Annotated in this window: 17 protein-coding genes and 1 tRNA gene; 14 read left to right on the top strand and 4 right to left on the bottom strand. The window is 62.6% G+C overall.

Features of this window, described 5'->3' with window-relative positions; translation table 11 throughout:
- Positions 1-134: 134 nt before the first annotated feature.
- A complete protein-coding gene (locus M1D43_RS10055; RefSeq protein ID WP_153314374.1) occupies positions 135-2,087 on the top strand; it encodes an acetoacetate--CoA ligase in 1,953 nt (650 codons plus the stop codon).
- A 373-nt stretch (positions 2,088-2,460) separates the two neighbouring features.
- Here the strand turns inward: M1D43_RS10055 and M1D43_RS10050 are convergent, their stop codons facing one another.
- Positions 2,461-4,143: an ABC transporter permease gene (locus tag M1D43_RS10050; protein ID WP_127595366.1), complete on the bottom strand. Its 1,683-nt coding sequence runs from the start codon at positions 4,141-4,143 to the stop codon at positions 2,461-2,463.
- A gap of 122 nt (positions 4,144-4,265) precedes the next feature.
- Positions 4,266-7,664, bottom strand: a complete 3,399-nt coding sequence (locus M1D43_RS10045) for a PAS domain S-box protein (RefSeq protein ID WP_153314376.1) — start codon at positions 7,662-7,664, stop codon at positions 4,266-4,268.
- Between the two features lie 232 nt (positions 7,665-7,896).
- On the opposite strand from M1D43_RS10045, the gene phaP1 reads away from it, so the two are divergent.
- The 4 genes from phaP1 to M1D43_RS10025 all read left to right on the top strand — a co-directional run bounded on the left by phaP1 (position 7,897) and on the right by M1D43_RS10025 (position 10,817).
- A complete protein-coding gene (phaP1, locus tag M1D43_RS10040) occupies positions 7,897-8,343 on the top strand; it encodes a phasin PhaP1 (RefSeq protein ID WP_003527110.1) in 447 nt (148 codons plus the stop codon).
- Positions 8,344-8,505: 162 nt separating this feature from the next.
- Positions 8,506-8,582, top strand: a tRNA-His gene (locus tag M1D43_RS10035).
- Positions 8,583-8,799: 217 nt separating this feature from the next.
- The gene (locus M1D43_RS10030) at positions 8,800-9,567 is read left to right on the top strand and encodes an SDR family NAD(P)-dependent oxidoreductase (protein WP_027990900.1); all 768 of its coding nucleotides are present in this window, start codon (positions 8,800-8,802) and stop codon (positions 9,565-9,567) included.
- Between the two features lie 11 nt (positions 9,568-9,578).
- On the top strand, positions 9,579-10,817 hold the full coding sequence (locus tag M1D43_RS10025; protein WP_153314380.1) for a D-arabinono-1,4-lactone oxidase: 1,239 nt from the start codon (positions 9,579-9,581) through the stop codon (positions 10,815-10,817).
- A 71-nt stretch (positions 10,818-10,888) separates the two neighbouring features.
- Here the strand turns inward: M1D43_RS10025 and M1D43_RS10020 are convergent, their stop codons facing one another.
- Positions 10,889-11,770 (bottom strand): LysR family transcriptional regulator, encoded by an 882-nt coding sequence (locus M1D43_RS10020; protein WP_153314382.1) that lies wholly within the window; start codon positions 11,768-11,770, stop codon positions 10,889-10,891.
- A gap of 115 nt (positions 11,771-11,885) precedes the next feature.
- On the opposite strand from M1D43_RS10020, the gene M1D43_RS10015 reads away from it, so the two are divergent.
- The 3 genes from M1D43_RS10015 to M1D43_RS10005 all read left to right on the top strand — a co-directional run bounded on the left by M1D43_RS10015 (position 11,886) and on the right by M1D43_RS10005 (position 15,791).
- Positions 11,886-13,382, top strand: a complete 1,497-nt coding sequence (locus tag M1D43_RS10015; RefSeq protein WP_153314384.1) for a CoA-acylating methylmalonate-semialdehyde dehydrogenase — start codon at positions 11,886-11,888, stop codon at positions 13,380-13,382.
- A 248-nt stretch (positions 13,383-13,630) separates the two neighbouring features.
- Positions 13,631-14,749 carry a YjgN family protein gene (locus M1D43_RS10010; RefSeq protein ID WP_013844056.1) on the top strand — a complete coding sequence of 373 codons (1,119 nt, stop codon included), beginning with the start codon at positions 13,631-13,633 and terminating at the stop codon, positions 14,747-14,749.
- A complete protein-coding gene (locus M1D43_RS10005; protein WP_010968777.1) occupies positions 14,739-15,791 on the top strand; it encodes a M48 family metallopeptidase in 1,053 nt (350 codons plus the stop codon). The genes M1D43_RS10010 and M1D43_RS10005 overlap by 11 nt, the downstream gene beginning before the upstream one ends.
- A 75-nt stretch (positions 15,792-15,866) precedes the next feature.
- On the opposite strand, the gene M1D43_RS10000 is transcribed toward M1D43_RS10005, so the two are convergent.
- Positions 15,867-16,910: a Fe(3+) ABC transporter substrate-binding protein gene (locus tag M1D43_RS10000; protein WP_010968778.1), complete on the bottom strand. Its 1,044-nt coding sequence runs from the start codon at positions 16,908-16,910 to the stop codon at positions 15,867-15,869.
- Positions 16,911-17,109: 199 nt separating this feature from the next.
- Between M1D43_RS10000 and rirA the strand changes: the two genes are divergently transcribed.
- The 6 genes from rirA to M1D43_RS09970 all read left to right on the top strand — a co-directional run bounded on the left by rirA (position 17,110) and on the right by M1D43_RS09970 (position 23,354).
- On the top strand, positions 17,110-17,574 hold the full coding sequence (rirA, locus tag M1D43_RS09995; RefSeq protein ID WP_003527122.1) for an iron-responsive transcriptional regulator RirA: 465 nt from the start codon (positions 17,110-17,112) through the stop codon (positions 17,572-17,574).
- A gap of 477 nt (positions 17,575-18,051) precedes the next feature.
- On the top strand, positions 18,052-19,647 hold the full coding sequence (locus M1D43_RS09990; protein WP_153314386.1) for an ABC transporter substrate-binding protein: 1,596 nt from the start codon (positions 18,052-18,054) through the stop codon (positions 19,645-19,647).
- A gap of 103 nt (positions 19,648-19,750) precedes the next feature.
- Complete coding sequence (locus M1D43_RS09985) at positions 19,751-20,755, top strand: ABC transporter permease subunit (protein ID WP_153314388.1); 1,005 nt, start codon at positions 19,751-19,753, stop codon at positions 20,753-20,755.
- Positions 20,756-20,765: 10 nt separating this feature from the next.
- Entirely contained in the window at positions 20,766-21,674 is a 909-nt protein-coding gene (locus tag M1D43_RS09980; protein WP_003527129.1) for an ABC transporter permease subunit, read from the top strand.
- 1 nt (position 21,675) lies between these two features.
- On the top strand, positions 21,676-22,530 hold the full coding sequence (locus M1D43_RS09975) for an ABC transporter ATP-binding protein (protein WP_153314390.1): 855 nt from the start codon (positions 21,676-21,678) through the stop codon (positions 22,528-22,530).
- Positions 22,527-23,354 (top strand): dipeptide ABC transporter ATP-binding protein, encoded by an 828-nt coding sequence (locus M1D43_RS09970; RefSeq protein WP_003527132.1) that lies wholly within the window; start codon positions 22,527-22,529, stop codon positions 23,352-23,354. The genes M1D43_RS09975 and M1D43_RS09970 overlap by 4 nt, the downstream gene beginning before the upstream one ends.
- The last annotated feature ends 32 nt before the right edge of the window (positions 23,355-23,386 follow it).

Below are 23,386 nucleotides of genomic sequence, written 5' to 3'. Positions count from 1 at the left end.
ATAGGACTTCGGCTTGCATAAAGCAAATGCCACTGACATGAAAATGTCGCCGTCGCGACCATGCGGAGCCGCATCCGCGCTGTTTGTACCGCGCTGCAGCATGATATAGAAAAGTCCGAAGAGTGGAGGAGAGCATGCAAGCAGAACGACCTTTGTGGGTTCCGGACAGGGAGATAGTCGAACGCAGCCCGATGGCTGAGTTCATTGACTGGTGCGGGGAGCGCTTCGGGCGCAGCTTCGCCGACTATGATGCCTTTCATGACTGGTCGGTGAACGAGCGCGGCGCGTTCTGGACCGCCGTATGGGAACATTGCAAGGTCATCGGCGAAAGCGGGGAGAAGGCGCTCGTCGACGGCGACCGGATGCTCGATGCCCGTTTCTTTCCGGAAGCGAGGCTCAACTTCGCCGAAAACCTGCTGCGCAAGACGGGGAGCGGCGATGCCTTGATCTTCCGCGGCGAGGACAAGGTGAGCTACCGGCTGACCTGGGACGAACTGCGCGCCCTGGTGTCGCGTCTGCAACAGGCGCTGAGGGCGCAGGGGATCGGCGCCGGCGACCGCGTCGCCGCGATGATGCCGAACATGCCCGAGACGATCGCACTCATGCTTGCGACCGCTTCCGTCGGCGCCATCTGGTCGTCCTGTTCGCCCGATTTCGGCGAGCAGGGCGTCCTCGACCGCTTCGGCCAGATCGCCCCCAAGCTCTTCATCGTTTGCGACGGCTACTGGTACAACGGCAAGCGGCAGGACGTGGACTCGAAGGTGCGTGCGGTGGCCAAGTCGCTCGGCGCGCCCACCGTCATCGTTCCCTATGCCGGAAACAGCGCCGCGCTTGCGCCGACCGTCGAGGGCGGGGTGACGCTTGCCGATTTCATCGCCGGATTCCAGGCCGGACCGCTTGTCTTCGAGCGCCTGCCGTTCGGCCATCCGCTCTACATACTGTTCTCCTCGGGCACGACCGGCGTACCCAAATGCATCGTCCATTCGGCCGGCGGAACGCTGCTGCAGCACCTCAAGGAACATCGCTTCCATTGCGGGCTGAGGGACGGCGAGCGGCTGTTCTATTTCACCACCTGCGGCTGGATGATGTGGAACTGGCTGGCCTCGGGCCTCGCCGTGGGCGCAACTCTGTGCCTCTATGACGGCTCACCTTTTTGCCCCGACGGCAACGTGCTCTTCGATTATGCCGCCGCCGAACGCTTCGCCGTGTTCGGCACCTCGGCGAAATATATCGACGCCGTGCGCAAGGGCGGGTTCACCCCGGCAAGGACGCACGATCTGTCGTCCTTGCGGCTCATGACGTCCACCGGCTCGCCGCTTTCGCCGGAGGGCTTCTCCTTCGTCTATGAGGGTATCAAGCCCGATCTCCAGCTCGCCTCGATTTCCGGCGGCACCGACATCGTCTCCTGCTTCGTGCTCGGCAATCCCCTGAAACCCGTGTGGCGCGGAGAGATCCAGGGCCCCGGCCTCGGGCTCGCCGTCGATGTCTGGAACGACGAAGGCAAGCCGGTGCGGGGGGAAAAGGGCGAACTCGTCTGCACCAGGGCGTTTCCGTCGATGCCTGTCATGTTCTGGAACGATCCGGACGGCGCGAAGTATCGAGCCGCCTATTTCGACCGGTTCGACAATGTCTGGTGCCACGGCGATTTTGCCGAATGGACACCGCATGGCGGCATCGTCATCCACGGCCGTTCCGACGCGACATTGAACCCCGGCGGCGTGCGCATCGGCACGGCGGAGATCTACAATCAGGTCGAACAGATGGATGAAGTCGCCGAAGCACTGTGCATCGGCCAGGACTGGGAGGACGATGTCCGCGTCGTTCTGTTCGTGCGGCTGGCCCGCGGGGTCGAGCTGACCGAAGCACTGACCAGGGAGATCAAGAACCGGATCAGGTCCGGCGCCTCGCCGCGGCACGTGCCGGCGAAGATCATCGCCGTCGCCGACATCCCGCGCACCAAGTCCGGCAAGATCGTCGAACTGGCGGTGCGCGACGTGGTGCACGGCCGTCCGGTCAAGAACAAGGAAGCGCTGGCGAACCCGGAAGCTCTCGACCTCTTTGCGGCGCTCGAGGAACTCAAGAGCTGAATTGGGGCTGACATCCGTCTCCATTGCGCCGCTGTTCCTCTGCCCGCGCCGCTGACGCGGGGCAGGAGAATGGAAGGAAGAGTGGGTGCAGTCCGTGAGACTCACTCGCATACCGCAAGCGGACGTTGTCGTAGTGCCGGCTCATCCCCGACTTCCTCATTCCTGTGCTCGTCACAGGAATCCGGCCAGCCCAAGTCCTTGGGCTGGGGACTTTCCCGTGCCGCAGACGCGGCGCCGCTGGATCCCTGTGACGAGCACAGGGATGAGGGCGGAGAGGGTGCGATCCCTTGCATAGATCACGAGATTTTAGGTCGGGTGACACCCCCCTCTGCCCACCCATCTCATCCCTGCGACGCGCACAGGAATACGTGATCTATGACCGGCGTTCGAGCGACCGGGACACCAGGATGACGGGGACCATCCCGGCGAGGACGATGATCATCGCCGCAACGGAGGCGTCTTCCACCTTCGCCCGCGAGGCATCCTCGTAGACGAGCGTCGCCAGCGTATTGAAATTGAACGGGCGCAGCATGATGGTCGCGGAAAGCTCCTTCATCGTTTCTATGAAGACGAGGAGCGCGGCCGTCAGCACTGCGGGCCGCATCATCGGCAGGAGCACCGCGCGCAGCGTCTGGCCGCTCGTGCGCCCGAGCGCGCGTGCGGCCATATCGAGATGCGGCGACAGTTTCTGGAAGCCGGCCTCGAGCGTCCCTTCCGCCATGGTCAGGAAGCGGACCGTGCAGGCATAGATGATGGCAAAGCCGGTGCCGCTCATGAGCAGGCCGGTGGAAATCCCGAAAAGCCCCCGCATCTCGGCGTCGATGGTGTTGTCGAGGGCGGCGAGCGGAAAGAGCACCCCGATCGCCAGTACGGTACCGGGCACGCCATAGCCGAAGGAGGCGAGCCGCCCGGCGATATCGGTGATGCGCGAACGCCCGGTGCGCGCGGCATAGGCGAGCACGAAACCCAGGAGCACGGTCGCAAACGCTGTCAGACCGGACACCAGGATGCTGTGCAGCAGCGCGCTCAGGAGGCGCGGCGCCAGGAACTGGTCGAGGCGTTTCAGGGCATAGTCGCCCAGAACAAGGAAGGGAACGGCAAAGCCCGACAGTATCGGCAGAAGGCAGGCGGCCGTCGCGGCCCATTTCTTCCAGCCGGAAAGTTTCAGCCTCGCGGCGTCGTGAACTGCGGCCGTGGTCTTCTGGCTCGCAAAGCGCTGTCTGCGGCGTGCCGCCCGCTCGACCATCATCAGGCCGATGACGAAAACCAGCATGATGCAGGCGATCTGCGCCGCGCCGGCGAGGCTGCCACGGTTGAGCCAGGTATCGAAGATGGAGAAGGTCAGGGTCTGCACGCCGAGAAATTCTACCGCCCCGATATCGTTCAGCGTTTCCATGGCAACGAGCGTGAGGCCGATCATGATCGCCGGCCGCGCCATCGGAAGCTGGACGCGGAAGAAGACCTTCAGCGGTCCGGCCCCGAGCGTCCGCGCCACGTCCGCGGCGGCGCGGCCCTGCATGAGGAACATGGAACGGCAGGCGAGATAGATATAGGGATAGAGCACCGAGCTCAGAACGAGCACCGCGCCGCCGAGGGAACGCACGTCGGGAAACCAGTAATCGCGGCTCGTCTGAAATCCGAAGAGGGCCCGCACCAGGCCCTGCACAGGGCCGGTGAAGGTGAGCAGCTCCCCGAAGGCATAGGCCGAAAGGTAGGCCGGTATGGCAAGCGGCAGCACCAGGGCCGCCGAAAGGAAGCGGCGTAACGGAAATTCATAGGTTGCCACCAGCCAGGCGGTGACGATGCCGATCATGGCGGTGGCGGTGCCTGTGAACAGGACCAGGAGAAGCGTGCGACCGGTTGCACGCGGGATCACGTTTTCGATGAGATGCGGCCAGTCTGCGGTGCCGCCGGAAACGGCTAGCCACGCAATGGCAAGAATCGGCATGAGCACGACGGCGGAGGCGAGTCCGGCCCAGCCGGTGAGGAGCGGATGGTGAAGGCCGGTGCCGGAGCTGGCGTAGCGCCGCTTGAGGCTTTTGGCGGTGAAGTGCAAACGATCCGTCCGAAGCAATGCCGATCGAAATGACGAGTGAGGGAACGGCCCGCAGTTTCCTCAACCTTCAAGAACCGACAAACTGGCTCCCGCAGGTCAACATTTCCTTACAGCATTCGGTCTCAATTGGCCAAGACGCGTTGTGAGGGAAAGGATATTTCCACCAGCGTGCCCTCGTTCGGGGCCGAAGTGATGGCGAACTGCGCGCGGTTCGCTTCCGCCATCGCCTTCGTCAGCGGCAGGCCAAGCCCGGTGCCGTCGCCACGCTTGCGGCCGCCGGTCGTGACCTGGCGGAAGGGCTTCATCGCCTGGTCGAGCTCGCTGCGGGTCATGCCGATGCCCGTGTCGCGGATTCTCAGGATGACGCTGCCATTAGCCTCGTAGGACGTCGACACGACAATCTGGCCGCCCGACGGCGTAAAGCGGATGGCATTCGCCAGGATGTTCAGGGCGATCTGCTTGATCGAACGGTCGTCGGCGACGACCTCGGGCACGGATCCCGACAGCGAAGTGCGGATGATCACGCGTTGGCTATTGGCCTGCGGCTGCACCAGCGACACGGCCTCGGAGACGGCCTCGTTGAGATCCACGGCGCCGAAGTCGAGATCCATCTCGCCGGCCTCGATCTTCGAGATGTCGAGCAGATCGTTGACGATGTCGAGGACGTGACGCCCCGACCGGCCGATGTCGCCGGCATATTCGATATAACGCGGATGGCCGATGGGGCCGAAATGCTCGCTCGCCATCATGTCGGAAAACCCGATGATGGCGTTGAGCGGCGTGCGGATCTCGTGGCTGACCCGGGCCAGGAATTCCGTCTTGTGGGCGTTTGCCGTCTCTGCGGCGCGCTTGGCGTTGCGAAGCTCCTCTTCGGTCCGCTTCCACTGGGTGATGTCGCGGATGACCGCGCAGTAACCGTTGGAGGAGGAGAGCCGGCCGATGGTCATGAACAACGGAATGAAGCCGCCGGCGGCTTCGCGGCCGATCACTTCCCGGCCGTCGTTGAGCACGCTTGCGACACCGTGGCCGGAAAGGCCTTGGAGATAGTCGATCACTGCCTTCTGGCTCTCATGGGCGAAGAGCGCGGCGAACGGCTTTCCGCGCATATCGGCCTCGTCATAGTCGAAGAGCGCGCTTGCGGAACGGTTCATCGTCCGGATGTCGCCGTCCCGTCCGAGGACCACGACCCCATCGGTCGCGGTTTCCAGAATCGATCGGAGCTCGTCGATCTCCATCCGAAGCCGGCTTGCCTCTGCCGCTCCTTCGTCTTCGCGCGCCTGCTTCTCCGCTTCGCTTGCGCCGGCCGGGGTCAGCGCAAGCATCAGCGCGCTCTTTCCTTCCCATCGGATCGAATGCAGGTGGGCGCCGACGGGAATGAGCCTGCCATCCTTGCGGACCAGCGTCATGGTTCCGTTCGGCTTTGCCGCGCCGGCCTCGTTTCCGAGAGCGAACAGGGCCTCCAGGCCACCCTCCTGTTCGAAGGCTTCGAGATTCTCATATCCGGTCAGCCGCAGGAATTCCGCATTGGCATGCAGCAAAGCGTCGCCGTGGTGAACCAGCAATGCGACCGGCAGCCTGTCGAGGATCTCGCTGCTCATGGCTGCACCATTGCGTGCGGTGAGGCCGGGCTCCATTGCCGCAGCAGGGGTCTCGCCCGCCGGCGTCGCATCGTGCCATCCGCCTGGCGCCTCCGCTTTCTCCGTCTGTCGGCTTTCTTCCGTGTCAGCCGGCGTGCTGGGGGAGGTGTCAGCTTCGTGCCGGCCTTCGGCTTTGCCTTCCTGCGGCAGCTGGTCAGGGGCGAAATGCTCGCCGAGCTGCCTTGCAATCTCGCGGAAGGCCGCCTGCTCGCCGCGGGTCAGCGCGCCGGCTCCCGCCGGTCGGCGCTCGTCGAGATCGATGACCTTGTCGGAGGCCTGCCTGCCGGCCGTTTCGACGACCCGCAGCGCCGGCTGTTCGCCGCGGAACGGGTCTTCGGATACGTCCGGTGCAGCCTCGGCCGCATCTTTCCCACTGCCGGCAGGGCCGGTCTTGGAGCCAGCCTCAGCCTGCGGCGCACCGGCGCCCTCGGACGACATGTCGCTTGAAGCCTGCGCGGTCTGCGCCGGCGCCGGCCGGTCGAGCGCAAGCCCGGCCGCCTTGGCGTCCGGCACAGCGTCGGCGATCCTGACGATGCCGAAGCCGCGGAAGCCGTCGAACTCGCGCGAACGGGAATAGGTGGGAAGAGCGGCGAGATCGACCGGCACCTTGAGATTGGTTCCCTGGACCGGCCAGAAGATCGTCTTGCCGGACCAGGTATCGCGGCGATGCAGGAGCTCGTTGATCTTGTCGTCGGGGTCGAGATCGTAGCGATCGGCGAGATCGGTGAAGCTAACGCCGATCACGTCGGCGGCCTTCGGGCCGACGGCTGACGCGAACTCTTCGGAAATTTCGCTGAAACGTCCCTCCGCGTCGATCTTCCAGACGAACCGTACCGCCCGTCCGCCGGCTGCGAAAGCGAAGTCGGCGGTTTCTCCGCCACGGTCCGCATCGGCAGCCGGTTCACCGGAAGCCGGTTCTGCTTCAAGCGGCGTTTCAGGCTCGGCGAGATCGGCGGCCTCGGCCTCGTCCTGCGGAGCGAGCTCCCCTTGCGCTTCGTCGTCGGTGCCGTCCCCGACGGACGCTTCGTGTTCTGCCGGTGCTGCCGCCTCCGGCGAGGGAGCGGGCTCGGCTTCCTCGAGGCGGCCCGCCGGCTGTTCCGTCTCCGCCGGTGCCGCGGAGGAGGGGACCGCCTCTCGTGTTTCGACGGGCGCCGCAGGTGCGGCGGGGATAGCCTGCTCCGCCGCCGCGCCGATCGCCTCTCCGGTCTCGGATTTCTCGAGAATTGCCTCGACCGCGAAGAGCAGGTGGAGCGCCGGATGGTCCGAAATCTTGCCGACTGCCGCCGGCAGGCGCCCTTTTTCCGTCGCGACCGGACGCTTGATCAGCCGATCCTTGTCGCTCGCAGCGGCTGCAACGAGCGTCCGGCGAATATCCGCCGAAAGGCCAAGACTCTCGAAGCCGGGCGAGCCGGCAATGACGGTCCCATCGGCGTCGAGCACGGCCATATGCGTGTCCGGCCCGTCGAGGCCAGCAATCATCGCCTCTGCGCGCGCTTCGGTCGAAAGCGCCTTGCCGTTGTTGGGCACGGTGAACAGGATTGCCTCTTCGCCGGGCCCGATGAGGATCATCTCCACGGCGGCGTTGAGCGGAAGCCGGCGAAAGCCCGATACCATACGGATCAGAAGCTGCCGGCGGTCCCCGACGGCCGCGAGCTGCGCCGCGGCGGCGCGCAGCTGGCGAAGCGAAAGATCGCTCGGGTCGAGGTCGGTATCGATGAAATCGTAGACCGAGGCCGTCCCGAACAGCTTTGCGCCCTGGTCGTTGGCCCATAGCACCCGCGCGACATTCTTCGAAAAAAGGACGGACGCATCCCCCCGGGCAAAATGCTCCCGCACCCGTGCATGCACGGCAATGTCGATGAAGGGGTACTGTCTTTCGGGCATCGGCAGACCTACTGACGGATCGCTTGCGCGTTAACGCTCTATTAATACCCAGCCCATCGGCGAGGGTCCAGCAACGGGACGACCTCGGCCACGTCTTTCGGCGCGGAAGGTTAATGGGCATGGCTTATTGTGCACTGCACAAATTTATTGCAACGCACAACCAAATCGGCTATAGAACGGCCATCAATCAAAACGGCGCCTCTGAAGAGGGCCACACCAAGGAGCGCATGAAATGGCTACCAGGAAGACCGAAGACGCATTTTCCCTCTCTTTCGACCCGACCAAGTTTGCCGACAGCTTCCGCGAGTTCGCCGAAAAGGGCGCCGCGCAGTCGAAGGAAGCCTACGCCAAGATGAAGACCGCGACCGAAGAAGCAGCGAAGACCGTCGAAGCGACGGTCGAGAGCGCTCAGTCGGGCACCGTCGAACTCGGCCTCAAGGCCATCGACGCGCTGCGCACCAATGCCGAAAGCTCGCTCTCGCACATGGAAGCTCTGCTCGGCGTGAGGTCGCTCTCCGAACTCGTCGAACTGCAGACCGCCTTCATCCGCAAGCAGGCCGAGCTTGCCGTCGAGCAGGCGAAGACGATGCAGGAAGCGACGCGCAAGGTCGCCGAGAACGTTGCCAAGCCCGGCAAGGATGCCGCGGAAAAGGCGATGTCCAGCCTCAAGAAGGGCTGATCGGCCGCGCCGTATCGATCGGATTCAAAGCAAAGACCGGGTGGCTTGCCATCCGGTCTTTTTGCTGGATAATCTGAACTTAAGGCTTGCAAATCGGTGTGAGTGACCGTATGTGAGCCGCCAAGCGACGACCCCAAACGAAGTTGGAGTCGCTTGCCGAGTGCGGTTGTAGCTCAGTTGGTTAGAGCGCAGGTTTGTGGCACCTGAGGTCGGAGGTTCGATCCCCCCCAACCGTACCATTTTTCTTCAAAATCATCCGTGATTGCTGTTTCTCCTGAGAATAAGCGCACGATCCGTCGCAGGAATATGGACCTGCTCGTCATCCTCCGGCAATGTGACAGCGTGGAACAAGCATCATAGCTGCCCGCAAGCCGGCCGGACATCAGACACCAAAACGCCAAGAGAGCCGTCCTCCAAGCCGCGCCATAGGCAGCACTACGACAGCTGGAGGAGCAGGTGGCTGGTCGATTGCATGGAAAAATTGCGCTTATCAGCGGCGGGGCAGGGGGGTGTGGTCTCGCCGCCACCGAACTTTTCGCTCGGGAGGGCGCAGCGGTCGGGATCGTAGATCTCCCGCAGAGCCAAGGGGAAACGGTCGCCGCCCGCCTCCGCAGCGAGGGCTTCAGGGCTGCGTTCGCCTCGGCTGATGTGTCGGACGAACGTCAGGTAACGCAGGCGGTGGAGAGGGTTTCGGGAGAACTCGGACCGATCACGGTCCTGTTCAACCATGCTGGCACCATCGTCATTCGGCCGTTCCTGGAGACGACGGCCGAGGAGTGGGACCGGCTGATGGCCGTCAACGTGCGCAGCATGTTCCTCATGACCCGCGCCGTCCTTCCCCAGATGATCGACGCCGGGGGCGGATCGATCGTCTGCACCTCTTCCATATCGGCGGTTGCGGCAACCCCGATGGAGGTCCTTTACAATACGACCAAGGGGGCGTGCCACATGTTCGCCCGGTCCGTCGCCGTGGAGTTCAGGGACCGGAACATCCGGTGCAATGCGGTTTGCCCCGGCTTTATCCAGACGGCTCACGGCCAGAGGGAAGTCGAGGAACTGACCCGCTACGGGGTCGATGTTTCCGACGCAGCGATCGCCGCCCAACAGGGCCGGATGTGCCGGCCGGACGAGGTCGCCAAGGCCGCCCTTTATCTTGCGAGCGACGACGCAAGCTTTGTCAGCGGCGCCCATCTGTTCGTAGACAATTGTTTTACAGCGATGTGAGGGGAAGAAACATGGCTTTCGAGAAAGGTGGAGTCTGGCGGAACTGGGTCGGCAATCAGTACTGCGTATCGCAGTACAAGGCCTCGCCCGGCACCGAGGCCGAACTGGCGGAGCTGGTCGCAGAAGCGGACAAGCGGGATCTCGGAGTTCGCGTCTCGGGTTCGGGCCACTCCTTCACGCCGGTCGTCGGAACCAGTGGTCTCCTTTTGTCGCTCGCAGATCTCAGGGGCGTTCAGAAGGTCGACAAGACACGCAAGCAGATTACCGTAGCAGGCGGAACGCGCATCAACGAGGTGGGCAAGACGCTGAAGCAGCACGGACTCTCGCTGATCAATCAGGGGGATATCGATAGCCAGGCGGTCGCCGGCGCCTTTACCACCGGAACCCACGGGACCGGGATCAAGCTCGGAAACATGGCCTCTTCGATCGCCGGAATGCGAATCGTAAAGGCGAACGGGGAGATCCTCGACATCGATGGGAGTGACGAAGAACTCCTCCACGCGGCGCAGGTCTCGGTCGGCACGCTCGGTATCATCTCGTCCATGACCCTCAACGTCATGGATGCCTATAACCTGCACGAGCGGCTGTGGCGTGACGACTTCGAGACCTGCATGGAGCGCCATGACGAACTGGCGGAAAACCACCGGCATTTCGGATTCTTCTGGTGCCCGACGCCGGAAAGCCGCCATCTCTACTGCCTGCCGGATACCTCGGCCGTCTCATCTACGAACAAATCGGCCGACGTCTGCGAAATGAAGGTGATGGACATCACCGATGCGGCGCCGATGGAGAGCGAGTTCGAAAAGATCGCCTACAGTTCGGAAGTCTATCCCATCGAATACGTCCCGAACTTCGTCGAACTCGAATATGCGGTGCCCGTGGAACACGGCAAGGCGGCCGTCAGAGCCGTGCGCGACCTCATGCTCAACAAGCATACGAACTGCATCTATCCGATCGAGTATCGCTTCACCGCCGGCGATCCGGCGTGGATGAGCCCGTTCCATCACCAGGACAGCATCACGCTCTCCGTCTCGGGCGGCCCGGGGATCGATTACTGGGCGTTTTTGAAGGACGTCGACCAGATCCTGCGCGGATACGACTCGCGGCCGCATTGGGGGAAGATGCATTTCCTCGACACCGACGACGTGACGCATCTCTATCCGCGCGCCGGAGACTTCCGTGCGCTGCGAAGGGAATTGGACCCGAAGGGTCGTTTCCTCAACGACCATCTGAAGATGCTGCTCGGCTGACAGCGATGATTTCAGGTCGAGTTGAGACGCGCGATGCAGGCGGAAAGCCGCACATTTTTCCTCATCCCGCGCTAAACGAATATCTGATGCTCCGCCGTCACCATTTCCTGCAGGAACGCTGCGACCGTGCGCACGCGCACCAGGTCGCGGGCGCTCTCGTGATAGGTCGTCCAATAGGCGCGGCGGATCGTCCTATCGGGGAGCAGGCGTACAAGCTCCGGATATTGCCGGGCTATATAATTGTGCAGGATGCCGATCCCGGCGCTGGAGCGGACCGCCTCGGTCTGGCCCATGGCGCTGGAGATCTCGAAGGAGGCGTCCCAGCTGCGCATGACCTCGGTGGAGAAATTGAGTGACGGCGTGAAGATGAGGTCTTCCACATAGCCGATCCGGCGATGGTTCTTGAGATCGTCGACAGACCCGGGTGTGCCGTAGCGGCCAAGATATTCTGCCGATGCGTAGAGACCCAGTGTATAGTCGGTGAGCTTGGACGAGACGAGCCGCCCCTGTTCCGGCCGCTCGATGGTGATCGCGATGTCGGCCTCGCGCTGCGACAGCGAGAAGGAGCGCGGAACAGGAACGAGCTGGAGCTTCAGTTCCGGGTAACGTGCCGTGAGCCGCCCGAGACGCGGCGCCAGGAAGGAGACGCCGAAACCGTCAGGCGCGCCGATGCGCACGGTGCCGGCGATCGCCGTGTCGATCCGCCCGACCTGCGATTGGGCGGCGAGCATCTCGGTTTCCATGCGCTCGGCCGCGGCAAAGAAGACCTCGCCTTCGGCCGTCAGTTCGCAGCCGTTGGGACGCCGGATGAGGAGCTTCGCTTTCAGTCTTTCCTCGAGCGCGGTAACCCGCCGGCTGAGCGTCGCGTGATTGATGCCGAGCCTTTTCGAGGCGGCGAGGATCTGGCCCGTCCGCGCGACAGCCAGAAATACCCGGACGTCGTCCCAGTTCATGCGAACGCTTTCATGGACTTTAATTTGCGCACAACGGTTCCTGAAATTCGGAAATTGAATTGTTGAAATCGTAGTGCGATCATGAGGGCACAATCAAGGGTCAGGAGGAACACTCATGTATGAGCTCGGTCATTTCATCGACGGCAAGCGCGTTGCCCGCACGAGCGGTCGCGTCAGCAACATCTTCAACCCGGCAACGGGCGAAGTTCAAGGCACCGTGGCGCTGGCGAGCGACGCGGACCTGGCCGCCGCCGTCGAGAGCGCCAAGGCTGCCCAGCCCAAGTGGGCCGCAACCAATCCGCAGCGCCGCGCCCGCGTCTTCATGAAGTTCGTCCAGCTCCTGAACGACAACATGAACGAGCTGGCCGAAATGCTCTCCCGCGAGCATGGCAAGACCATCGACGACGCCAAGGGCGACATCGTGCGCGGCCTCGAGGTCTGCGAATTCGTCATCGGCATTCCGCACCTGCAGAAGAGCGAATTCACCGAAGGCGCCGGTCCCGGCATCGACATGTACTCGATCCGCCAGCCGGTCGGCATCGGCGCCGGCATCACCCCGTTCAACTTCCCTGGCATGATCCCTATGTGGATGTTCGCCCCGGCGATCGCCTGCGGCAATGCGTTCATCCTCAAGCCTTCCGAACGCGATCCCTCCGTGCCGATCCGCCTTGCCGAACTGATGATCGAAGCCGGTCTGCCGGCGGGCATCCTCAACGTCGTCAACGGTGACAAGGGCGCGGTCGATGCGATTCTGACGCATCCCGATATCGCCGCCGTCTCCTTCGTCGGCTCGACCCCGATCGCCCGCTACGTCTACGGCACGGCTGCGATGAACGGCAAGCGTGCGCAATGCTTCGGCGGCGCAAAGAACCACATGATCATCATGCCGGACGCCGACCTCGACCAGGCGGCCAACGCCCTCATCGGCGCCGGCTACGGTTCCGCGGGCGAGCGCTGCATGGCGATCTCGGTCGCTGTTCCGGTCGGCGAGGAAACCGCAAACCGGCTGATCGACAAGCTCGTGCCGATGGTCGAAAGCCTGCGCATCGGTCCCTATACCGACGAAAAGGCCGATATGGGCCCCGTCGTCACCAAGGAGGCGGAACAGCGCATCCGCAGCCTGATCGACAGCGGCATCGAGCAGGGTGCGAAGCTCGTGGTCGACGGCCGCGACTTCAAGCTGCAGGGCTATGAGAACGGCCACTTCATCGGCGGCTGCCTCTTCGATGACGTCACACCCGACATGGACATCTACAAGACCGAAATCTTCGGACCCGTCCTTTCGGTCGTCCGCGCCAGGAACTACGAAGAGGCCCTGTCGCTGCCGATGAAGCATGAATACGGCAATGGTGTCGCCATCTATACCCGCGACGGCGATGCGGCGCGCGACTTCGCCTCCCGCATCAATATCGGCATGGTCGGCGTCAATGTTCCGATCCCGGTTCCGCTCGCCTATCATTCTTTCGGCGGCTGGAAATCCTCGTCCTTCGGCGACCTCAATCAGCATGGCACGGATTCGATCAAGTTCTGGACCCGGACCAAGACCATCACCTCGCGCTGGCCGTCAGGCATCAAGGACGGCGCCGAGTTCTCGATACCGACGATGCGGTAACGCGAACAAAGCTCTCCTCCTCCAATCGGAGCCTCCTTCGGGAGGCTCTTTTTTGTTGCGCGAGATCCGGCAGGGAAACTATCGTCAGTTGTGCTCGATGCGAATCGCAGATTCGCATCCTTCGTCAGATACGCACTTCGGAAAACCGTTACCTAAGTGCTCTAGCAGATGGTCGTTGGGGGATGGCCGTCGAATATTCAAGCGGCACCTGCCGCTGAGGCGGCAGGCATCGGTTTGTAGGGGGCACCATGACAATGGCAGAGTCGTTGCCGGCACAAAATGCCGGCGAGCGCAGCTTCGGACGCGCGGCTGAAGGGGATATCCAGCGCCTATCCTTCACGGGAAGCGGCAGGGAATATTTCGGGATATGGATCGTCAATATCCTTTTGACGATCATAACGCTCGGCATCTATTCGGCCTGGGCGAAGGTCCGCCGCAATCGTTATTTCTACGGCAACACCATCCTGCTCGGGCGCGGGTTCGAGTATCACGCGAGTGGCGGGCAGATCCTCATCGGCCGCCTGATCGTGTTCGCCTATCTGGTCCTCTACAACATCATGCTCACATTCGTGCCGCTCGTCGGCATCGGTCTCGGCGTCCTGATGCTTTTCTTCGTACCCTGGCTCGTCGCGCGGGGGCTGCGCTTCAGCGCAAGGGTGACGAGCTACCGCAACGTGCGCTTCGACTTCGTCGGCGGCGCCGGCGGGGCGTTCCTTGCTTTTATCATCGGTCCGGTCCTGGCGGCCTTGACCCTCGGCATTTTGGCGCCGCTCGCCAGCCGCTGGTCCTACCGCTATGTCGGCAACAATCTGCGCTATGGTCAGAAGCCGTTTTCGACCGATCCCCCTCTTGGTCGGCTCTACAGAACCTGGGTGGCCCCGGCCGCGGTCCTGGTGCTGGGCATGCTGATCGGCGGCTTCTTTGTTTTCCTCGGCGTGGCGTTGGTCAACGCCGTGGCAGAGGGTGCCGAACTCTCTTCCCAGGCTTTGCAGGGGTTTACCGGCTTGCTGCTTGTGCTCGGTTACCTCCTTCTCTTCGCGATCTTCGGCCTGGCGGCGCTGATCTACCGCGCCGGCGTGCGCAACGTCGCCTGGTCCGCCACCTCTTTCGACGGCAGGCATCGGCTGTTGAGCGACCTGTCGCGCCTGCGCTATACCTGGATCGCCGTCTCAAACCTGATCGTTACCCTTGTTACGCTCGGCCTGATGCGGCCCTGGGCGGCAGTGAGGATGGCGCGCTACGTGAACGAGCATACGGGCGTGCGATTCGAAGGAGATGTCGGCGAACTCTTGTCGCAGATTGCGCAGGAGGGCTCGGCGGTCGGTGCCGAATTCATGGATATAGAAGGATTCGACTTTGGCTTCTGACGGCACGACGATCGCTTCAGGCGAGTGGCATCCTCCGGGATCGAGTCGCTCGGTTCCCGCAAGCCTCGTCGAGAGAGCAGGGCACCTTGTCGTCGACGGAGAAAGCGGCGGCGAGCTTGCGGGCGGCAACCTGCACTCGATCGAGATATCGTCCCGGGTAGGCCGCATTCCGCGCCGGGTCACCTTTCCGGACGGATCGCTGTTCGAGACTGCCGACAATGACGCGGTCGACCGGTTCCTAACCGGGAAAGGTCGCGCAAGCGAGGGAGCGATCCACCGGCTGGAGCGCTTCCATCCGCGGCTGATCGCCTTCGTCGCCGCCGCGATCCTGCTTGGCGCGCTGATTTATCGCTCGGCACTGCCCTTGCTGGTGGAGGTTGCCATCGCCGTCACGCCGCCGGCCGTGCCGCAAATCATGTCGGCGAGCGCCCTGGAGACGATGGATCGGACCCTGCTGGACAAGTCGAAGCTCGACGAGGCGAAGCGCAACAGGATCGTGGAAGGGTTCCGCCGCGTCGCGTCGCAATCCGCACGGGGAGAGGCGGGCTATACGCTCCACTTCCGCGGAGGCGGCGCGCTCGGTCCGAACGCCTTCGCCTTGCCTGACGGAACACTGATCCTTACCGACGAACTCGTGGAACTCGCGGGCGAAGATACCGAGATGATCCTCGGCGTGCTGGCCCATGAGATCGGCCATGTCGCGCACAAGCACAGCCTTCGACAGATCTATCGTGCCGCCGGCATCACTGCCCTCCTCATGCTGGTCGCCGGCGATATCGGATCGGGAGCCGAGGACATGCTGGTGCAGGGCGGCGGCCTCCTCGCACTTTCCTACTCACGCTCAGCAGAGGCGGAAGCGGACAGGCACTCGGTCGAACTGATGATGAAGGCGGGTTTCGATCCGGCAGCGATCGCCCGTTTCTTCGAACTGCTGGAAACGAAGCTCGACGATAAAGGTGGAACGAGCATCTTTTCGACGCATCCCTCGACGCCGGAGCGGCGCAAGGCGATCCTGGACTGGATCGGCCACGAACGGAAATAGGGAGCACTTCCGCCGGCACGGACGAAAACGGCGGGCATTCGCCCGCCGTCGTCGCACCTATCCGGCGTGTTCCCGTCAATCCTGCGGGCCGTCGTTGTAGCCGACCTTGTCGACGAGTTCCGAGGCCTTCTTGCGGTTTGCCGCGATTTCGGCGAGCGGCAGCGTGTCGGGCTTGATCTCACCGAAGGACTTGACGACTTCCGATGGTTCGGCGCCCGGCAGCACCGGATATTCGAAGACCTGCTCGGCATAGATCTTCTGCGCTTCGCCTTCGGACAGGAACTCCATGAGCTTCAGGGCATTCTCCTTGTTCGGCGCGTTCTTGGCGAGCGCCATGCCGGAGATGTTCACATGGGTGCCCCGGTCCTTCGTGTTCGGGAACAGAACCTTGATCGCCGAGGCCCATTCCTTCTGTTCGGGCTCCTTCTCGTTGGTGATCATCAGGCCGACATAGTAGCTGTTGCCGAGCGCCAGGTCGCACTCCCCGGCGAAGATTGCCTTGGCCTGGTCGCGGTCGCCGCCGTCCGGCTTCTTGGCAAGATTGTTCCTGAGGCCCGTGAGCCACTTTTCCGCTTCGGCTTCGCCGTGGTGGGCGATCATGGAGGCGAACAGGCCGACATTGTAGGAGTGCTGGCCGTCGCGGGTGCAGATCTTGCCCTTCCACTTCGGGTCGGCGAGCTCCTCATAGGTGATGTCGTCCTGAGCGACGCGCTCCTTCGAGGCATAGACGACGCGGCCGCGCGTCGTCAGGCCGAACCAGTTGCCGTCCGGATCGCGGAAATGGTCGGGGATGTCCTTGTTGATGGTCTCGTTGGCGACCGGTTGCGTCACGCCCGCATCCTTGGCCTCGGTCAGGCGGCTGATATCCACGGTCAGGATTACGTCGGCGGGAGAGTTCGCGCCTTCGGCCTGAATGCGCTCGACGAGACCCTTGTCGAGGAAGAGCACGTTGGTCGTGATGCCCGTCTTCTTGGTGAAGGCGTCCAATAGCGGCTGAATGAGGTCCGGCTGCCGGTAGGAGTAGATGTTGACCTCCCCATCGGCGCGGACAGGTGCCGTCGAGGCAAGAAATGTCGCCGCCACGGACAGCGCACCGATCAGCGCTTTTGAAATATTCATGGTGTTCTCTCCTTTTTCGTGTTTTAAACTTAACTTAGTCAATCATATTTCTCGTATTTCTGCCGCCAGCAGGCGCGCCAGTCAACAAGCGAAACGGTGAAGAGATAACCTTCGTGAACTTTTCCACTTTTTGGAATTGTTCCAAACTACGATCCGTCCTATATGATGAGGCACGAATTTATCGGATCCGGAGCAAAAAATGCGTCTGACGAAGCAAACCAACTACGCGGTACGCATGTTGATGTACTGCGCTGCGAACGGCGAGAAGCTCAGCCGCATTCCCGAGATTGCCAGGGCTTACGGCGTTTCCGAACTGTTCCTTTTCAAGATCCTGCAGCCTCTCACGAGAGCCGGCCTGGTCGAGACGGTACGCGGCCGCAACGGCGGAGTCCGCCTGCCGAGACCGGCGTCGGAGATCACTCTTTTCGACGTCGTGAAGGTGACGGAAGACAGTTTCGCCATGGCGGAATGCTTCGAGGCGGGCGAGATCGACTGCCCGCTGGTGGACAGCTGTGGCCTCAATGCCGCGCTGCGCAAGGCGCTGAACGCCTTTTTCGAAGTACTTCAGGGATACACGATCGACGACCTGGTCAAGGCCCGGCCGCAGATCAACTTCCTCCTTGGCCTGGAAGAGCCGGTGCGCCCGCAGACCTCGGCCGCCTGAATTCACTCGCGTCTGCGAGCTTGCGGGCCGTAAAGCTCCGCCCTGAAGCAACGTGAGAGCGGGCGGAAAGCCCACGCATGCCGCGGCACGCATGCTGGTGACGGAGCTCACCCGCGACCTGCTGCTTCCAGTTGCCTCGGCGGCTCGTGCTTCCGGCGGGCGAACTCAGAACCTCGAACGGTGGTGAGCACTTTCGAGGTCGAATGCTTCCCTTCGACAGCACAGCTTAGAGTTTATCTGCACTCCCCTTAAGGGTTCACGACTCGGGCTGCTTGCCCCGGAACCGCGGTTGTCGGCGAAAGTCGGGGATAGTTCCGCACGTTCTATTTGCGGAAGAATTTTTCGCATAGACAAAATTCCAAAGCGACTTATTGCATTGCGACGCCAAATGTCGTTCCATCCGGCCTTGACCGGGTGTAAACGTCATGCCGCGTCAGATAAATTGCGAGAACAAAAACAAATCTGGGAAGCAAGCTCATGAAAAAGCTCACTACTCTCTTGGCAGCGACGGCGATTGCCACGCTGATGGCCGGCACTGCCTGGTCGAAAACTTTCGTCTTCTGCTCGGAAGGGTCGCCGGAAGGCTTTGACCCGGGCCTCTATACGGCCGGCACCACGTTCGACGCTGCCGCGCATACCGTTTACAGCCGTCTTCTCGAGTTCAAGAAGGGCACGACGGAGACCGAGCCCGGGCTCGCCGAAAGCTGGACGATTTCCGACGATGGTCTCGAATATACTTTCAAGCTGCGTCCCGGCGTCAAGTTCCAGACGACCGAGTTCTTCACGCCCACCCGCGAACTGAACGCCGATGATGTGATCTTCTCGATCGAGCGCCAGTGGAAGTCCGACCATCCGTGGCACGGCTACGTAACCGGCGGTTCCTGGGAATATTTCGCCGGCATGGGCCTGCCGGAACTGCTCGAGTCGGTCGAGAAAGTCGACGACATGACGGTCAAGATCAAGCTGAAGCGCAAGGAAGCGCCGTTCCTCGCCAATCTTGCCATGCCCTTCGCATCGATCATGTCGAAGGAATATGCCGACAAGCTGCAGGCCGAAGGCAAGATGAACCAGCTCAACCAGATGCCGCTCGGCACCGGTCCTTTCGCCTTCGTCGGCTACCAGCAGGACGCGGTCATCCGCTACAAGGCTCATCCGGACTTCTGGGGCGGAAAACAGAAGATCGACGATCTGGTTTTCGCGATCACCACGGATGCGGCCGTTCGCTTCCAGAAGCTGCAGGCCGGCGAATGCCACCTGATGCCCTATCCGAATGCGGCCGATGTGGAAGCCATGAAGGCCGATCCGAACCTCAAGGTGATGGAGCAGGCCGGCCTCAACGTCGCATATCTCGCCTACAACACGACGCAGCCGCCCTTCGACAAGGTCGAAGTGCGCAAGGCGCTGAACAAGGCGATCAACAAGCAGGCGATCGTCGACGCCGTCTTCCAGGGCCAGGCCACGCCGGCGACCAACCCGATCCCGCCGACGATGTGGTCCTATAACGAACACATCGAAGACGACACCTACGATCCGGAAGCGGCGAAGAAGATGCTCGAGGATGCCGGCGTCAAGGACCTTTCGATGAAGGTCTGGGCGATGCCGGTCGCGCGTCCCTACATGCTGAACGCCCGCCGTGCCGCTGAGCTGATGCAGGCCGATTTCGCCAAGGTCGGCGTCAAGGTCGAAATCGTCTCCTACGAATGGGCGGAATATCTCGAGAAGTCCAAGGCGAAGGACCGCGACGGTGCGGTCATCCTCGGCTGGACGGGCGACAATGGCGACCCGGACAACTTCCTCGACACGCTGCTCGGTTGCGACGCTGTCGGCGGCAACAACCGCGCGCAGTGGTGCGACAAGGAGTTCGACGAACTCGTCACGAAGGCGAAGGAAGCATCCGACGTGGCAGAGCGCACCAAGCTCTACGAGGAGGCGCAGGTCCTCTTCAAGCGCGAAGCCCCCTGGGCGACGCTCGACCACTCGCTCTCCATCGTCCCGATGCGCAAGAATGTCGAAGGCTTCGTGCAGAGCCCGCTCGGCGACTTTGCTTTCGACGGCGTTGATATTGTAGAGTAATCTTATCGAATGATCCGAAGGGGGCGTTTGCCGCTGGCGAGCGCCCCTCTTCCTTTTTGCCAGTGCGCCGCTCATGCGGCCACGGTTGGCATGAGGTTTGACTATGTTCCGATTCCTTCTGGGGCGTTTGGCAGTTCTGATCCCGACTTTCATCGGGGTTTCCATCATCGCCTTTTCCTTCATCCGCCTGCTTCCCGGCGATCCCGTGGCGCTGCTTTCCGGCGAACGCGTGATGTCGCCGGAGCGGCACGCCGAGATCTCCCACCAATTGGGCTTCGACCGCCCCATCGTCATGCAGTACCTGGATTATCTCTGGGGCGTTCTGCAGGGCGATTTCGGAACGTCCATCGTCACCAAGAAGCCGGTGATCGATCAGTTCATGGAGCTCTTCCCGGCGACCGTCGAACTGTCGCTCTGCTCCATCATCTTCGCGGTGATCGTCGGCATCCCCGCCGGTGTCGTTGCGGCAGTCAAGCGCGGGTCCATCTTCGACCAGATCATCATGGGCACCGCGCTCATCGGCTTCTCGATGCCGATTTTCTGGTGGGGCCTGCTGTTGATCATCGTGGTCTCCGGCATTCTGCAGTGGACGCCGGTGTCCGGGCGTATCTCGTTGATGTTCTTCTTCCCGTCTGTCACCGGCTTCATGCTGGTCGACTCGCTATTGTCCGGCCAGGAAGGGGCGTTCCAGTCGGCCTTCAATCACCTCATCCTGCCGACGATCGTTCTCGGCACCATTCCGCTCGCCGTCATCGCGCGCCAGACCCGCTCGGCAATGCTCGAAGTGCTTTCCGAGGACTATGTGCGCACCGCGCGTGCCAAGGGGCTCTCCACCTTCCGTGTGGTCGGCATTCATGCGCTGCGCAATGCGATGATCCCTGTCGTCACCACCATCGGCCTGCAGATCGGTGTGATGCTGGCGGGCGCGATCCTGACGGAGACGATCTTCTCCTGGCCGGGGATCGGCAAATGGATGGTCGATTCGGTCTTCCGGCGCGACTATGCCGTCATACAGGGCGGGCTCCTGATCATAGCCGCGGTCATCATGCTGGTGAACCTCGCCGTGGATCTGCTCTACGGCCTGATCAACCCCCGCATCCGGCACTGAGGAGAGCGATATGACCGAAGCTACCGCAACAACCGCCATATCGACCGATCCGACGCGCCGGGCGCGTCTCGCCGAGTTCTGGTATTATTTCTCGGAGAACCGCGGCGCCGTCATCGGCCTGTTCTTCTTCCTGTTCCTGGTGCTGCTCGCCATCTTCGCTCCGCTGGTGGCACCCCATAACCCGACCATCCAGTTCCGTGAGGCGGTGCTGCTCCCGCCCGTCTGGCAGGAAGGCGGCCGCGCGACTTTCCTGCTCGGCACCGACGCCGTCGGCCGCGACATGCTCTCCCGTCTCATCTACGGCACCCGCTTCTCGCTCTTCGTCGGCGTCATCGTGACGGTTTTGTCGCTGACCGGCGGAATCCTCGTCGGCGTCATCGCCGGCTATTTCCGCGGGTGGATCGACACGGTCATCATGCGGGTCATGGACATCATCCTGGCCTTCCCTTCGCTCCTGCTGGCGCTCGTCCTGGTGGCGGTGCTGGGGCCGGGCCTCACCAATGCGATGATCGCGATCGCGCTGGTTTTCCAGCCGCATTTCGTTCGCCTGACGCGGGCGGCGGTGATGACGGAGAAGACGCGCGACTACGTGGTGGCGGCGAAGGTCGCCGGAGCCGGACATGCGAGGCTGATGTTCAAGACCATCCTGCCGAACTGCATGGCACCGCTCATCGTTCAGGCGACGCTCTCGTTTTCGAGCGCGATCCTCGATGCGGCGGCACTCGGCTTCCTGGGCATGGGGGCGCAGCCGCCGACGCCGGAATGGGGAACGATGCTGGCGGAAGCACGCGAATTCATCCTCCGTGCCTGGTGGGTCGTGACGCTTCCAGGCCTCGCTATCCTCGTGACCGTTCTGGCAATCAATCTGATGGGCGACGGCCTGCGCGACGCTCTAGACCCCAAGCTGAAGAGGTCCTGACATGGCGCTTCTCGAAATCGAAAACCTCGTCGTCGAATTCCAGACGGCGTCCGGGCCGTTCCGAGCCGTCGACGGCGTCTCGCTCAAAGTGCATGAGGGCGAGGTCCTGGCGATCGTCGGGGAATCGGGCTCCGGCAAATCCGTGTCCATGCTTGCCGCCATGGGGCTTCTGCCCTGGACCGCCAAGGTGACCGCGGACAAACTCGCCTTCAACGGACGGGATCTATTGAAGATGCCGGCCTCCGACCGTCGCAAGATCGTCGGCAAGGACATTGCGATGATCTTTCAGGAGCCCATCGCCAGCCTCAATCCATGCTTCACCGTCGGTTTCCAGATCGAGGAAGTGCTGCGGATACATATGGGCCTCGACCGGGCCGCGCGGCGCAAGCGCGCGATCGAGCTTTTCGAGGCGGTAGGCATTCCCGACCCGGCCGAGCGCCTCGGGCACTTTCCGCACCAGATGTCGGGCGGGCAGTGCCAACGCGTGATGGTCGCCATCGCGCTTGCCTGCAACCCGAAACTGCTCATCGCAGACGAGCCGACAACCGCACTGGACGTGACGATCCAGAAGCAGATTCTCGATCTCCTGATGAAGCTGCAGCAGGAATTCCGCATGGGCCTCATCATGATCACCCATAACATGGGCGTCGTGGCGGAGACGGCGGATCGCGTCATCGTGCAGTACAAGGGCCGGAAGATCGAAGAGGCGGATGTCCTGTCGCTGTTCGAGTCGCCGAAGAGCAATTACACCCGCGCGCTTCTCTCGGCCTTGCCGGAGAATGCGACGGGAGATCGCTTGCCGACGATTTCCGAACTTTTCAATGAGCAACAAATGCTCGAGGGAGCTGCTCGATGACCCATGTTCTCGAAGCCCGCAACCTGGTGCGTGACTATCACATTCCCGGCAACCTGTTCCGCAAGGCGCGCACCGTTCATGCGCTGAAGGGCGTAAGCTTCACGGTCGACGAGGGCAAGACGCTCGCGATCGTGGGCGAAAGCGGCTGCGGCAAGTCTACGCTCGGACGCATCATCACGCTCATCGACCCGGCGACCGCGGGAGAGCTGTTGATCGACGGCAAGACGGTCGACATCGCCCGCGAAGGGCTGACGGCGGAGATGCGCCGCAAGGTCCAGATCGTCTTTCAGAACCCTTACGGCTCCCTCAATCCTCGCCAGAAGATCGGCGATATTCTCGCGGAACCGCTCATCATCAACACCAAGGTCCCGGCAGGCGAACGCCGCGAGCGGGCAATGGCGATGTTGAAGAAGGTCGGCCTCGAGGAGAAGCACTACAATCGCTATCCGCACATGTTCTCCGGCGGCCAGCGGCAGCGCATCGCGATCGCCCGTGCGCTGATGCTCAATCCCAAGCTTCTGGTTCTGGATGAGCCGGTTTCGGCCCTCGACCTCTCCGTACAGGCGCAGGTTCTGAACCTGCTCGCCGATCTGCAGGACGAATTCAAGCTCACCTATGTCTTCATCAGTCACGATCTGTCGGTGGTGCGCTACATCGCCGATGACGTAATGGTGATGTATTACGGCGAAGCGGTCGAGTATGGCAGCCGGGACGCGGTATTCTCCGACCCGCAGCACGATTATACGAAGACATTGTTCGCGGCGACGCCGCGGGCGGATGTTGCCAGCATCAAGGCCCGGCTCGCCCGGAAGAATGCCGCCTGAGCGGAAATACGTATCACCCAAATGCCGGCAGA

The sequence above is a fragment of the Ensifer sp. R1-3 genome, from assembly GCF_056739175.1.
The sequence above is the reverse complement of the archived record's forward strand: the minus strand, read 5'-3'. Positions and strand labels throughout refer to the sequence as shown.